Below are 12,647 nucleotides of genomic sequence, written 5' to 3'. Positions count from 1 at the left end.
CAGAAACACGCGCTCATACCCCGCTGAAATGCGCGTAGGGCGGCTGGAACATCGACACATCGCCGCCCAGCGCCTTCGTGAGCGCCGCGCCCGCTTCCATCACCTTCGGCAGGTAAGCGTCGAAGGATTTGCGATCGAAGCGGTAGCGCGGCACGCCGAGAGAAATCGCGCAGACGAGCTCCTGCCCCGTGCGGAACACCGGCACGGCGATCGCGGCGCTTTCCGGCTCGCGCTCGCCGAGGGACACGCAATAGCCGTGGTCGCGCACCTTCTTCAGATTGCCCTTCACCGTGCCCTCGGAAAACGCGCGCAGAACGTGACCCGCCGCGCCGGCCTCGAGCGTGAGACGTTCGCCTTCGCGCACATGCATGCGCACCGAGCGCTGCCATTCCACGCGATAGAGACACAGACGCTCGTCGCCCTCTCGTACGTAGACCGCGGCGGTTTCACCGGTTTCCTTGACGAGCGTGCGCAGCACCGGTAACGCGTAATCGCGCAGACGGAACGAGCTCTGATAAATCATGCCGAGATGGAACAGCATTGGCCCGAGCATGTAGCGGCCGTCTTCCAGACGCTTCAGATAGCCGAAGTGCTCGAGCGATTCGCACAGACGCAAGATGGTGCTGTGGTAGAGGCCTGTCGCGTTGGTGAGATCGGTGAGCGTCATGCCGTCGATGCTGTCTTCGAAGGCCTTGAGGATCGAGAGCGCGCGGTTGACCGCCGCGACGCCGGGTTCTTCGGTTGCCATTGCTGTGTTCCGGTCGGTTGCGCCGTTGTCTGTGTGTTGCCGCGTATCTTGCCGTGTAAGGCATGTGGCCCGCAAGGGCGATGGATGCCGGCTTCGCGGCGAAACTCATCGCCGCAAGTCGGAAAGCGAAAATAGACATGATGTCTGTTTTCGAAGATAATGACATCGCGCCGGGATTTTCGGCGCGCCACGAGCGTAATCCGGAGATCCGAACCATGCAGCGCAAAGCCTTCGACGCATCGCACATCGGGCCGCTACGCGGTGTCAAGGTGGTGGACCTGTCGCGTCTCGTCGCGGGCAACATGCTGACATTGCAGCTCGCGGATTTCGGCGCGGATGTCATCAAGGTCGAGCCCTTGAAGGGCGACACGCTGCGCGCCTTCCGCACTCAGGGCGCGGAGGTGTTCTGGAAGGCGTATGCGCGCAACAAGCGCAGCGTGTGCATCGACTTCCATCACGAGGCCGGGGCGAAGCTGATCGCTAGCCTCGCGCGGGATGCCGATGTGCTGGTCGAAAGTTTCAGGCCCGGCACGCTGGAAAAGATGGATCTTTCGCCGCAGTCGCTGCACGCGGCCAATCCGAAGCTCGTCATCGTGCGAGTGTCGGGCTGGGGGCAGACGGGACCGTACCGCGAGCGCCCGGGCTTCGGCACGCTGGTCGAGGGCTATTCGGGCTTCGCCGCGATGAACGGCTTCGGCGATCGCGAGCCCGTCCTGCCGCCGATGTTTCTCGGCGACATGACCGCGGGCCTCTACGGCGCGCACGCCGCGATGGTCGCGCTGTGGGAAGCGCGCGTGAACGGCGGCAACGGGCAGGTGATCGACCTGTCGCTGTTCGATCCGATGCTTTCGATTCTCGGTCCGCAGGTCGCGAACTATCGGCTCACCGGAGAGGTGAAGGCGCGTACCGGCAGCCGCTCGAGCACCACCTGTCCGCGCAATACCTACGCAACCGCGGACCACAAGTGGCTCTGCATTTCGACGTCGACGCAGAGCATGGCGCAGCGCCTGTTCGCCGCGATCGGCCGTGAGGACATGAACACCGATTCGCGCTACGCGACCAACAGCGCGCGCCTCCAGCATGTGGATGAAGTCGACCAGGTGGTCGGTTCCTTCATCCGGGCGCGCACGCTCGCGGACAACCTCGCGTTCTTCGCGCGCGCGGAAGTCACGGCCGGTCCCGTGCTCGACGCGAGCGATCTTGCATCCGATGCCTATGTCACCGGACGCGAAGCGCTGGTCGAGATCGAAGACGACGAGCTCGGTCACGTCGCCGTGCATAACGTGGTCGCGCGTCTTTCGGCGACGCCGGGCGGCTTCACGCGTCCCGCGCCGAAAAAGGGCGAGCATTCGCGCGAGATTCTCGCGCCGCTTATCGGCGAGTGCGCGTTCGACGAACTCATCGGATGCGGCGCCGTAATCGACGCATGTCACGACGCCGTGCGCGCCTGAACCATTTCCATCGAGGAGCATGAGATGAACCGAGTAGGACAACAGATCGATTCCCCCGCTGTCTGGAAAGGCCCCGAACTCGACTGGACGCGCGAAGGCCTGCACGTCCTCACGGATGCGGAGATCGCTGAAATCGACGCCGCGCTCGCGCATCTGCATTCGCTCGGCGACATCGACTTTCCCGACATCAGCCCGGAGACCTTCCCGCTCGACACGATGGGCCGCTTCATGCGCGAGCTGCCCGGTTTCCTGCGCAACGGGCGGGGTTTCATGATGCTGCGCGGCCTGCCGCGCGAGCGTTACTCCGACGACGACATGACGCGGATCTACTTCGGCCTCGGTTCGTACGTCAGTAAGCCTGTGACCCAGTCGTATCTCGGCGACGTGCTCGGCCACGTGGTGAACGTGAGCGACTACGAGCCGAAATCGCGCGGCTATCGCAAGGGCGGAGGGCAGCTCATGCACACGGATTCGTGCGACATCATCGGGCTCATGTGTCTGCGCACGGCGATCTCCGGCGGCGAAAGCCGCATCTCCAGCGCGCTCGCCGTGCACAACGAACTCTTGCGCACGCGCCCGGATCTGCTCGAAGCGCTGCGCGAAGGTCTGTGGTGCAAGCGCACCGATGAAGACGGCCGCCGCGCGACCCGCACGTTCAGCGAGCACAAGGTGCCGTTCTTCACGGACAGTGCAGGCGAGGTGATCTGTTATCTGCCGACCGGCTATGCGCGTCTGGCGGAGAAGAGCGGCCAGGTTCCGTTCAGCGAGGTGGAGTCCGAGGCGCTCTACATGGTGCGCAAGATCGCGGCGTCGCCGGAGTTCTATCTCGACATGGGCTTTCGCGACGGCGACATCCAGTTCCTGAACAATCGCGTGCTCGTGCACGGCCGCACCGATTATGTCGATGCACAGGCGCTCCACGAGCGGCGTCATCTGCTGCGCCTGTGGCTCACGGTGTCCGAGTGGCCCGCGATGCCCGACGCTCAAGTGTTCCACAAGCCCGAGGACCTGCGCATGTGGGCGCAATATCGCCGCCCGTTCGCGGAGCTGCCTTCCACGCACGATCGCCTGCTGCTCGAAGCAGGGCAGGTCGCGCAGATGGTCGATTGAGCGCGACCATGGCCGCGCCTCAGACGCTCGCGCAAAAGCTCATCGCGAAGGCGTGCGGGCGCGCCGAAGTCGCGGTGGGCGAGATCGTCACCTGCGATGTCGATCTTGCGATGTTCCACGATTCGAGCGGTCCGCGCCGTCTGAAGCCGATGCTCGAGGCGCTTGGCGCGCCGCTCTGGGACACGTCGAAGATCGTGCTCGTGATCGATCACTACGTGCCCGAAGCAGACGACGAATCGCGCCGCATCGTGCGCATCGCGCGCGAGTGGGCCACGGAGCAGCGCCTGCCCAACGTGTACGACAGCGTCGGCATCTGTCATGTCGTGCTGCCGGAGCATGGGCACGTGCGACCTGGCATGTTCTGCGTCGGCGGCGATTCGCACTCGCCGACGGGCGGCGCGTTCGGCGCATACATGTTCGGCATCGGCAGCACGGAGATGCTGGGCGTCGCGGTATCGGGGCAGATCTGGGCGAGCGTGCCCGAGACGCTGCGCATGCACTGGCGCGGAAGGCTCGCGCGCGGCGTCACGGCGAAGGACATGATGCTGCACATGATCGGCCGCTTCGGCATGAACGGCGGGCGCTATCAGGCGGTCGAGTTCTGCGGCGCAGCCGTTACCGCATTGTCGATGCAGGAGCGCATGACGCTCTCGAACATGAGCGCGGAGATGGGCGCGCAGACGGGCCTGATCGCGCCGGATGCGGTGACGCTCGACTATCTGCGCGCAGCGGGCGTGACCGACGAGACGGACATCGCGCACTGGCAAAGCGATCCCGATGCAAAAGCCGAAACTCACGACTTCGATGCCGGCGCGCTCGCGCCGCACGTGGCCGCGCCGCACAGTCCCGCGAATACGCGTGACGTTGACGCTTTCGGCGACGTAGCCGTGCAGGTTGCCTACATCGGCGCATGCACGGGCGCGAAGCTCGACGATCTGCGCGCGGCGGCCAGCGTGCTCGAACATCGGCGCGTCGCGCGAGGCGTGCAACTAATGGTCGCGCCCGCGAGCGTGCACGATCGCGAAGCCGCGCGCCGCGAAGGCGTGATGTCGATTCTCGAAGACGCCGGCGCGCAGGTGCTCGGCACATCGTGCGGCGCATGTTCCGGCTACGGCGGACAGATTCCCGAAGGCAGCACCGTGATTTCCAGCACCGCGCGCAACTTCAAAGGCCGCATGGGCGCTGAAACGGCGCAGGTCTATCTCGGCTCGCCCTTCACGGTCGCGGCGTCCGCATTGCGCGGGCGCATCACGGACCCGCGCGAGGTGATGGCATGAGCGAAGGCATCGAGACGCATCGCGTTTGGCGCGTCGGCGCGGACATCGATACCGATGCGCTCGCGCCCGGCGCGTACATGAAATTCGGCATCGACGAGATCGCGCGGCATTGCCTGCAACGGCAGCGCCCGGAGTTCGCGGCGAACGTGCGACCCGGCGACGTCATCGTGGCGGGGCCGAACTTCGGCATCGGTTCGTCGCGCGAGCAGGCGCCGGCCGCGCTCGTGCGGCTCGGCGTGCGCGCGGTGATCGCGCCCGCGTTCAGCGGCTTGTTCTTTCGCAACGCGTTCAACGTGGGACTCGTGCTGCTCACGTGCGCAGAGGCTGAAGCGATGGAAGAGGGTGAGCGCATAGCCATCGATCCGCTGCACGGGCGCATTACGCGCGCCGGCGGCGCAACGCTCGTCTGCGAGCCTTTGCCTTCGTTCCTGCTCGACATGGCCGAGGCAGGCGGGCTTTTCAATTTGCTGAAGCAGCGCTACAGCGTCAAGGAGCGGTAACGCATGACTCTCGCTGAACAACTCGCGCACGGAACCGTCCTCGCGCCCGGCGTCTACGACGCGCTTTCCGCGCTGATCGCCGAGCAGGCCGGTTTCGATGCGCTGTATCTGTCGGGCGCGTCGATCGCCTATACGAAGCTGGGACGCTCCGACGTGGGTCTTACGACCTTCACCGAAGTCGCGGATACGCTCGCGCGCATCACCGAGCGGGTGTCGCTGCCGGTCATCGTGGATGCCGACACGGGCTTTGGGAATGCGCTGAACGTCAAGCGCACGGTTCGTGGCTTCGAACGCGCGGGCGCCGCGATGATTCAGCTTGAAGATCAGACCTTCCCGAAGCGCTGCGGTCATCTGGACGGCAAGAGCGTGATTCCCGTCGCGCAAATGTGCGGCAAACTGCGCGCCGCGCTCGATGCGCGTGAACGCAGCGACACGCTCATTCTGGCTCGCACGGACGCGCTCGCGGTGGAGGGTCTCGATGCCGCGCTCGAACGCGCCGAACGTTATCTGGAAACGGGCGTCGATGCGCTATTCATCGAAGCGCTGCGCTCGGCCGAGCAGATGGATGCGGCTTGTGCGCGCTTCGCCTCACGCGTGCCGCTGCTCGCCAATATGGTCGAAGGGGGCAAGACGCCGGTGCAGAGCGCCGATGCGCTGGCGGCACGCGGCTTTCGCATCGTGATCTTTCCGGGCGGCGCGGCGCGCGCGGTCGCGCATGCGCTGCAAGGCTTCTACGGCAGCCTGCGCGAGCATCGCACGAGTGCGCCGTGGAAAGAGCGCATGGCCGACTTCGACGAGATCAACGCGATCATCGGCACGCCGGAACTGATGGACGAAGCGCGGCGCTACGCGTAGTCGAAGCGTTGCGCCGGCGTCAGCGCGAGTCAGGGCAGCCACGCGCCGCCGATGCGCACCGTTCATCGCGCTTCAGACGAAGATCAGCAAGGCCGCGCCGTAGACGATCAGGCCGACGGCGAACGTCATCACCGTGAAGCCGAGTACACGCTGCACGCCGACGCCCGCCATCGCGACGACGGGCGCGGCCCAGAACGGCTGCATCATGTTCGAGACCTGCTCGCCCATCGCGACGGCCATCGTCGTCGCGGGCACCGAGGCGTGCAGCGCGACCGCGGCAGGCACGACGAACGGACCTTGCACGGCCCAGTGTCCGCCGCCGCTCGGAATGAAGAAAGTGACGATGAGCGAGCACACGTAGCTCCAGAACGGCAGCGTGTGCGCGTTGGAAATGGCGATGAAGAAGTGCGAGATCACGTCGGGCAGGCCGGTCGCATCCATCATGCCCATGATGCCGCCGTAGAGCGGGTACTGAAGCATCATCGAGCCGGTCTGCTTCGCCGCGTTCCTGATCGCGTCCGCATAGGCGAGCGGATAGCCGTGAAGGATCACACCGGCGATGAACATCACGAAGATCACTGCATTCACGCCGGAAAACGCGATGTGCTGGAACTGCGTGAGGACGATCAACGCAATGCCCGCAGCGCCGATGAACGCGCTGCCGATCCACGAATGCTCGATCCAGCGCGCGAAGCTCAGCTTGCCGTCGGGACGCTTGCGGATCGGCTCGTCGGGATGCCGGGCGGTGTCGAGCACGACGGCGTCTTCATCGCGCGGCTTGAGCCAGGCGAGCACGAAAGGCATGGCGAAGAGCATCACGAGCGTCGGCACGAGATTGAAGCGCGTGAACACCGTCTCGCCGAAGGGCAGCACGGCGCCCGTCAGCTTTTGCACGACATTCATCGAACTGCCCGGCGTCGATTGCGCGAGCGCGATGGAACTTGAAATGCCGCTCGCCCACACGACCCAGCCGGAGAAGCCCGCCGCGACGATCCACGCGAAGTCGACGCGCATGCGCTTGGCCACTTCGCGCGCCAGCAAGGCGGCGACGACGAGGCCCATGCCCCAGTTGAAGAACGATGTCACCGCGACGAGCACGAAGGTAAGCGCGCCCGCCTGCGCGGGCGTGCGCGCGATCGACACGAGCGCCTTGAACACGCGCTGCACGGGCGGCGCGTGCGCGAACGCATGGCCCGTGACGAGCACGAGCGTGATCTGGAACGCGAACGTGAAAATGTCGAAGAAGCCCTTGTACCAGCCGCCGATCATTTTGGGCACGGAAGCATGTGGCGCGAAGATCAGCGACAGCACCGCGACGATCGCGGTGATCAGTATCGCGAGCACGAAAGGATCGGGGATGACGCGCTCGAAGAGCCGGATGGTCGCTTCGGTGAAGCGTGTCTTGCGCACGGGCGTCGGTGCGGCGGCGGATTTCATGCGGTGTCTCCTGAAGTCTTTGTTCTTTTAGATTGCGAAGCCGTAGAGCACGGCGGGATTCGTGACGAGGATGCGTTCGCGTGCCGCATCGTCTTCGGCCCATTCGGCGAGCAGGTCGAGCAGGAACGCGTCGTCGGGCTTGTGGGTCTCCGTCACGTGCGGCCAGTCGCTTCCCCACACGAGGCGCTCGGGCACGGCTTGCACCCATGCGCGGGCCATCGGCGTAATGTCGTCGTAGCGGTTGCCGAGGCCTGCCGCCGAGTCGAGATAAGGACCGGAGAGCTTGATCCAGGCGCGGCCCGCATCGGCGAGACGGCGCACGATGCCGAATGCCGCGTGCCGCACGCCGTCTTTCGACGGCAGGCGCGCGCGATGATCGAAGACCATCTTCGCGGGCAGGCGATGCAGCAGCGCTTCGTGCTCGACGATCTGCTCCGCGGTCCAGTGCAGCTGCACATGCCAGCCGAGTTCCGCGACGCGCCGTGCGAGCGGCTCGACCATGTCGAAGCCGACTGCCGCGTTCTGCGCCGTATAGAGCGTGAAGCGGATGCCGCGAATGCCGCCCTTGTTCAGCGCATCCAGTTCGTCGTCGGTGACGTCGGGATCGAGCACCGCGACGCCGCGCGCATTGTCGATGCCGAGCTGACGGATCGCGTCGACGGTGACGGCATTGTCCGTGCCGTACACACGCGGCGTGACGATCACGACGCGCTGCGTGCCGAGCTTCGACTGCACCTGGCGGTACGCGGCGACATCGGCATGCTCGACGAAGACCTGGGCATCGCCCGGCTTCAGGAACGCGCGGTCATAGATATGAATGTGGGAATCGCATTTCATTACGAAGAGTCTCCGCTCAAAGCACTGCGCGCTTCGTACGCAGCGCTTCGATTGCTGCATCGCTCAAGCCGGCTTCGCGCAGCAGCGCATCGCTGTGCTGGCCGAAAGCGGGCGCGGCGAACGGCTCGGGCAGGGGCGTCGAAGTGAAGCGCACCGGATGCTTGAATCCGCGATACGCGCCCACGCCCGGATAGTCGAAGCGCGCGACCATGTCCTCGGCGAGCACTTGCGGATCGTCGAACATGTCTTCGACGCTGCGCGCGGCCGCGCACGGAACGGCATCGCCGAAAAGCGCTTCCCATTCGAGCGCCGTGCGTTGCGCGAGCGCGGCGTGCAGCTTCGGCACGATCTCATCGCGGTGCACCGCGCGCTTGCGCACCGTGTCGTAACGTTCGTCGGCCGCGAGCGCATCGAGACCGGTCAGCGCGCACAGCGACTTCCAGAAATGCGGCGTGTTCGCGGAGAGATAGAGATACCCTTCGCGCGTCGGATGAATGCCGGTGATGCCGCCCGAGCGCATGTCGCGGCCGACGTCCTTCGGCTCGCCGTCCGCCCAGATCATGCGCGCCGATTGCATCGTGAGCGCGCTGCGCAGCAGCGACACGCCGACGTATTGCCCTTCGCCCGTCTTTTCGCGCGCGAACAGCGCCGACGACACCCCCGATGCGACGAGCGCCGCCGCGTAGTAATCGACGACCGAGCCGTAAAGCACTTCGGGAGGACCGCCGGCCGCACCTTGCAGCGTGCACATGCCGGTCATCGTTTGCAGCACCTGGTCGTAGCCCGCCTTGTCCTTGTTCGGACCGGTTTCGCCATAGCCCGTCACCGCGCAATAGACGAGGCGCGGATTGATCGCGCGCAGCTGCTCGTACGCGATGCCGAGCCGCGCGGGCACGCTCGGTCGAAAGTTGTGGACGAGCACGTCGGCCTCTTTCACGAGTGCGATCAGCACGTCGAGCGCGTCCGCCTGCTTGAGGTCGAGCACGAGCCCGCGCTTGCTGCGATTCACGCCGAGAAACGCGCGGCTTTCGCCTTCGAGCGTCGAGGGATACTTGCGCAGGTTATCCCCCGCGGGCGGTTCGATCTTGATGACTTCCGCGCCCTGATCCGCGAGCAGCGTGCAGCCGTAAGGACCGGCGATATAGGCGCTCAGATCCAGCACGCGCACGCCCGCCAGCGGCCCGCCGCGTTCGACGTTCTGTTCCATGAAACCTTCTCCTTTCAGATTCTTGCCGAGGCGCGCTGAGCTTCAGAGAGCAGACCCAGCCGCACGGCATCCGCGACGAGCACGCGTGCCCGCTCGACAAAGGGCGGGTCGATCATCTTTCCGTCGACGAGATACGCGCCGATGCCTTTCGCATCCGCCTCGCGCGCGGCTTCGACCACGCGCACCGCATGCGCGATGTCGTCATCGGATGGACGGAACACGTCGTTCGCCATCGCGATCTGGCTCGGATGAATACAGCTCTTGCCGATGAAACCGAATGCGCGCGCCATCCGCGCCTCGGCGCGAAAGCCGTCGCTGTCCTTGATGTCGGCGAACGCGGTGTCGTAGGCGAAGACGTCGGCTTCGCCTGCCGCGATGCGCAGCGCGAACATCGCCTGCTGGATCGCGGCCGTTTCGCGACGCGCGATCGAAAGCGGCTCGAACAGGTCGCCCAGGCCGAGTTGCAAGCCCGCGACGCGCGGATGCGCGAGCGCCAGTTCCGCGGCAATGTGCAATGCGCGCGGCGACTCGACGTTGAGCAGCAGGCCGATCGGCGTGGTGACGCCGTTCGCGCGCTCGGCGGCTTCGAGGGCCGCGGCGGCCGCCAGCACGTCGTCGGGATGCTCGGGCTTCGGCAGATTGATCAGGGACACGCCGTTGCGCGCGACGGCGTCGATATCGGCGGCGAAGTGCGGCGTCGATAGCGCATTGACGCGCACGATGAGCGTCTTGTCGCTCGCGAGGGCGTCGTCGGTGGCGAGCAGCGCGCGCAAATCGGCGCGCGCCTGCGGTTTGCGCTCAGGCGAAACAGCGTCTTCCAGATCGAACGAGAGGGCGTCGGCGGCGCTCGCGAGCGCCTTGGCGAAGAGTTCCGGGCGCGAGGCCGGCACGAAGAGCTTGCTTCTCATGTGTCTCCCTTCATTTCGATATGCCGCCCAGTCTACGGATGCTCACGTTTTAGATAAACTATCCACAGCTATCTTTAAAGAAAAGTAAATCTATCCGATGGACACGGCATTTCTCTCCAATCTGCTGCTCGTCGTCGATACGGGATCGATGGCGGAGGCCGCGCGCCGCGTCGGCGTTACGCCGGCGGCGATCGCGCAGCAGATGTCGGCGCTCGAGCGCGAACTGGGCATCGCGCTCTTCGTGCGCTCCGGCCGCACCGTGATGCCGACCGAGGCGGGGCATCGCGTGATCGAGCGGGCGCGGGGTCTCGTCGCGGATTTCGCGGATCTGAAGGCGCATGCGCTCGAAGGCGAGGCGACGGGTGAACTGCGCATCGGCACGATCACGACGGCGCTTCTGAGCCTGCTGCCCGATGTGCTGGCCAATTTCGCGCGCGAATTCCCGCGCGCGAAGTTGCTGATTCGCGCGGGCACCTCGATGGAGCTTTACGACACGCTGCAACGCGGCGATCTCGATGTCGCCATCTGCCTGCATCCCGCGTTCGCGCTGCCCAAGGCATACGACTGGCATCTGCTGCGCGAGGAGCCGCTCGTCGTGCTCGCGCCGGCGCGGCTTGCGCACGAAGACCCGCACGAACTGCTGCGGCGCGAGCCGTTCATCCGCTATGACCGCACGCTCGGCGGCGGCAAGCAGGCGGATCGGTACTTGCAGGCCGCACGCATCGTGCCGCACGAGCTTTTCGAGCTGAACGCGCTGATGGCGATTGCGATGATGGTCGATCGCGGCCTCGGCGTGTCGCTGGTGCCGGACATCGTCTCGCCGATGACGTCGGCGCTTTCCGTCGCGCGGCTCGCGTTGCCGGTTCGGACGGAACCGCGCCGCTTCGGCATGGTGTGGCAAAGGGCATCGCCGCGAGCGCGCCTGATTCAGGGCTTGTTGCAATGCGCGGATGAGGCGGTCGCGGCGAGCCTTGCGCGCGGCGAGTAGCGAAGCGATCGGCACGCTTTCTTGAATAGAGCGAACCATGCCGATCGCGCGGGCGCTGCACGACGATGGCCCGCACCGGACGCTCGTTGGTGAGGAGGCGAGACTCATGACCGCGTGAGGCCGTCGACAAAGCCGAGGCCGGCGCCGTCGTACCGGTCCTCGTTGATTGTTGCCGGTGGGACAACATCCTGTACGCAATCGCGATGCTACTGGCGATCTTCTCTCATGAGTAGCATCTGTCACGCGGTCGGTCGAATCACGGGCAAAGCGAAGCGTCAAATACGTGACGGTGCTTGTGAACCGGCTACCCAGTGCGGCTTACCCACCGAAGGAAAAGGAGTACTGAAATGAGAGAAACAACCCGCAACGTCCGGCCGGTTACCGCCAGCTTTGGCAAAGAAGGTTCTGGCGAACTCGTGCCGTCGCGCTACGCCGTGCGCGTGGGCGACGTCGACGTCGTCATGATCAGCGACGGCATTCTGCCGCTGCCCACCTCCACCATGTCCACTAACGCGAGCGAAGCTGACCGCAATGATTGGTTCGACGGTCGTTTCCTGCAACGTGACACGTTCGACTGGGCGTTGAATATTGCGCTCGTGCGCAGCGGAGAACGCGTAATCCTGATCGACTCAGGCGTGGGTGACGGTTTCGAATACTTCACGCGTGCCGGTCGATCGGTCATGCGCCTGGAATCGGCCGGCATCGACCTGGCAGCGATCACCGATATCGTGATTACGCATATGCACATGGATCACGTCGGTGGGCTGAACGTCGACGGAGTCAAGGCCAGGCTGAACCCCGACGTGCGCATCCACGTGTCGGCTGCGGAAGTGGAATTCTGGAAGAATCCGGACTTCACCAGGACAGTGATGCCGGAAACGGTGCCCCCCGCGCTTCGCAAGGCTGCCGCGAAGTTCATGGAGCGATACAGCGAAAACATCGTGCAGTTCAATCAGACCGTCGAGGTCGCGGCGGGCGTGAAGGCGCGCGTGACGGGTGGGCACACACCGGGACACTGCGTCGTGGACGTCGCATCAGGCGGAGAAAGGCTGACTTTCGTAGGCGACGCGATCTTCGAAGTCGGTTTCGACCATCCCGATTGGCAGAATGGCTTCGAGCACGATCCCGAAGTGGCCGCGGACGTACGGGTGGCGCTGCTGGACGAAGCCGCTGAAACGGGCGCTCTGCTGGCCGCTGCACATATCGCGTTCCCGTCCATCGGTCACGTCGCAAAGAACGGTGACGGCTTTCGTTTCATACCGGTGCAGTGGGACTACTGATGCGTGCCGGAATTTCATTAGCGCTGGTATAGATTGCCCTGACGGAAGG

At 65.2% G+C, this 12,647-nt stretch carries 12 protein-coding genes; 7 read left to right on the top strand and 5 right to left on the bottom strand.

Features of this window, described 5'->3' with window-relative positions; translation table 11 throughout:
- Positions 1-13 precede the first annotated feature (13 nt).
- Positions 14-748, bottom strand: a complete 735-nt coding sequence (locus NCR38_RS27820) for an IclR family transcriptional regulator (protein ID WP_061118636.1) — start codon at positions 746-748, stop codon at positions 14-16.
- 215 nt (positions 749-963) lie between these two features.
- On the opposite strand from NCR38_RS27820, the gene NCR38_RS27815 reads away from it, so the two are divergent.
- The 5 genes from NCR38_RS27815 to NCR38_RS27795 are packed head-to-tail and all read left to right on the top strand — an operon-like array spanning position 964 to position 5,941.
- A complete protein-coding gene (locus tag NCR38_RS27815) occupies positions 964-2,199 on the top strand; it encodes a CaiB/BaiF CoA-transferase family protein (RefSeq protein ID WP_250477936.1) in 1,236 nt (411 codons plus the stop codon).
- Positions 2,200-2,223: 24 nt separating this feature from the next.
- The gene (locus tag NCR38_RS27810) at positions 2,224-3,309 is read left to right on the top strand and encodes a TauD/TfdA family dioxygenase (RefSeq protein ID WP_250477935.1); all 1,086 of its coding nucleotides are present in this window, start codon (positions 2,224-2,226) and stop codon (positions 3,307-3,309) included.
- 8 nt (positions 3,310-3,317) lie between these two features.
- Positions 3,318-4,586, top strand: coding sequence for a 3-isopropylmalate dehydratase large subunit (locus NCR38_RS27805; protein ID WP_250477934.1), 1,269 nt, complete (start codon positions 3,318-3,320; stop codon positions 4,584-4,586).
- Positions 4,583-5,086 (top strand): 3-isopropylmalate dehydratase, encoded by a 504-nt coding sequence (locus NCR38_RS27800; RefSeq protein WP_250477933.1) that lies wholly within the window; start codon positions 4,583-4,585, stop codon positions 5,084-5,086. Before NCR38_RS27805 ends, NCR38_RS27800 begins: the two co-directional genes overlap by 4 nt.
- Before the next feature lie 3 nt (positions 5,087-5,089).
- Positions 5,090-5,941, top strand: coding sequence for an oxaloacetate decarboxylase (locus tag NCR38_RS27795; RefSeq protein WP_250477932.1), 852 nt, complete (start codon positions 5,090-5,092; stop codon positions 5,939-5,941).
- A 72-nt stretch (positions 5,942-6,013) separates the two neighbouring features.
- Here NCR38_RS27795 and NCR38_RS27790 read toward each other — a convergent pair whose 3' ends face one another.
- The 4 genes from NCR38_RS27790 to NCR38_RS27775 are packed head-to-tail and all read right to left on the bottom strand — an operon-like array spanning position 6,014 to position 10,330.
- Positions 6,014-7,378 (bottom strand): short-chain fatty acid transporter, encoded by a 1,365-nt coding sequence (locus tag NCR38_RS27790; protein WP_061118631.1) that lies wholly within the window; start codon positions 7,376-7,378, stop codon positions 6,014-6,016.
- Between the two features lie 27 nt (positions 7,379-7,405).
- Complete coding sequence (locus NCR38_RS27785; protein ID WP_250477931.1) at positions 7,406-8,215, bottom strand: amidohydrolase; 810 nt, start codon at positions 8,213-8,215, stop codon at positions 7,406-7,408.
- Positions 8,216-8,231: 16 nt separating this feature from the next.
- Positions 8,232-9,422, bottom strand: coding sequence for a CaiB/BaiF CoA-transferase family protein (locus NCR38_RS27780; RefSeq protein WP_213233919.1), 1,191 nt, complete (start codon positions 9,420-9,422; stop codon positions 8,232-8,234).
- A gap of 14 nt (positions 9,423-9,436) precedes the next feature.
- Positions 9,437-10,330 (bottom strand): CoA ester lyase, encoded by an 894-nt coding sequence (locus NCR38_RS27775; RefSeq protein ID WP_250477930.1) that lies wholly within the window; start codon positions 10,328-10,330, stop codon positions 9,437-9,439.
- 97 nt (positions 10,331-10,427) lie between these two features.
- On the opposite strand from NCR38_RS27775, the gene NCR38_RS27770 reads away from it, so the two are divergent.
- Both NCR38_RS27770 and NCR38_RS27765 read left to right on the top strand, forming a co-directional pair.
- On the top strand, positions 10,428-11,318 hold the full coding sequence (locus tag NCR38_RS27770) for a LysR substrate-binding domain-containing protein (protein WP_061118627.1): 891 nt from the start codon (positions 10,428-10,430) through the stop codon (positions 11,316-11,318).
- Positions 11,319-11,665: 347 nt separating this feature from the next.
- Positions 11,666-12,598 (top strand): MBL fold metallo-hydrolase, encoded by a 933-nt coding sequence (locus NCR38_RS27765; protein ID WP_250477929.1) that lies wholly within the window; start codon positions 11,666-11,668, stop codon positions 12,596-12,598.
- The last annotated feature ends 49 nt before the right edge of the window (positions 12,599-12,647 follow it).

Source organism: Caballeronia sp. INML1, from assembly GCF_023631085.1.
GTDB lineage: Bacteria > Pseudomonadota > Gammaproteobacteria > Burkholderiales > Burkholderiaceae > Caballeronia > Caballeronia turbans.
Note: the sequence above shows the minus strand (reverse complement) of the source record. Positions and strands in the feature narration are given on the sequence as shown.

Excerpts from the sequence above, each read along its gene's own strand:
- NCR38_RS27820 (WP_061118636.1), bottom strand. The coding sequence starts at position 748 with ATGGCAACCGAAGAACCCGGCGTCGCGGCGGTCAACCGCGCGCTCTCG.
- NCR38_RS27815 (WP_250477936.1), top strand. The coding sequence starts at position 964 with ATGCAGCGCAAAGCCTTCGACGCATCGCACATCGGGCCGCTACGCGGT.
- NCR38_RS27810 (WP_250477935.1), top strand. The coding sequence starts at position 2,224 with ATGAACCGAGTAGGACAACAGATCGATTCCCCCGCTGTCTGGAAAGGC.
- NCR38_RS27805 (WP_250477934.1), top strand. The coding sequence starts at position 3,318 with ATGGCCGCGCCTCAGACGCTCGCGCAAAAGCTCATCGCGAAGGCGTGC.
- NCR38_RS27800 (WP_250477933.1), top strand. The coding sequence starts at position 4,583 with ATGAGCGAAGGCATCGAGACGCATCGCGTTTGGCGCGTCGGCGCGGAC.
- NCR38_RS27795 (WP_250477932.1), top strand. The coding sequence starts at position 5,090 with ATGACTCTCGCTGAACAACTCGCGCACGGAACCGTCCTCGCGCCCGGC.
- NCR38_RS27790 (WP_061118631.1), bottom strand. The coding sequence starts at position 7,378 with ATGAAATCCGCCGCCGCACCGACGCCCGTGCGCAAGACACGCTTCACC.
- NCR38_RS27785 (WP_250477931.1), bottom strand. The coding sequence starts at position 8,215 with ATGAAATGCGATTCCCACATTCATATCTATGACCGCGCGTTCCTGAAG.
- NCR38_RS27780 (WP_213233919.1), bottom strand. The coding sequence starts at position 9,422 with ATGGAACAGAACGTCGAACGCGGCGGGCCGCTGGCGGGCGTGCGCGTG.
- NCR38_RS27775 (WP_250477930.1), bottom strand. The coding sequence starts at position 10,330 with ATGAGAAGCAAGCTCTTCGTGCCGGCCTCGCGCCCGGAACTCTTCGCC.
- NCR38_RS27770 (WP_061118627.1), top strand. The coding sequence starts at position 10,428 with ATGGACACGGCATTTCTCTCCAATCTGCTGCTCGTCGTCGATACGGGA.
- NCR38_RS27765 (WP_250477929.1), top strand. The coding sequence starts at position 11,666 with ATGAGAGAAACAACCCGCAACGTCCGGCCGGTTACCGCCAGCTTTGGC.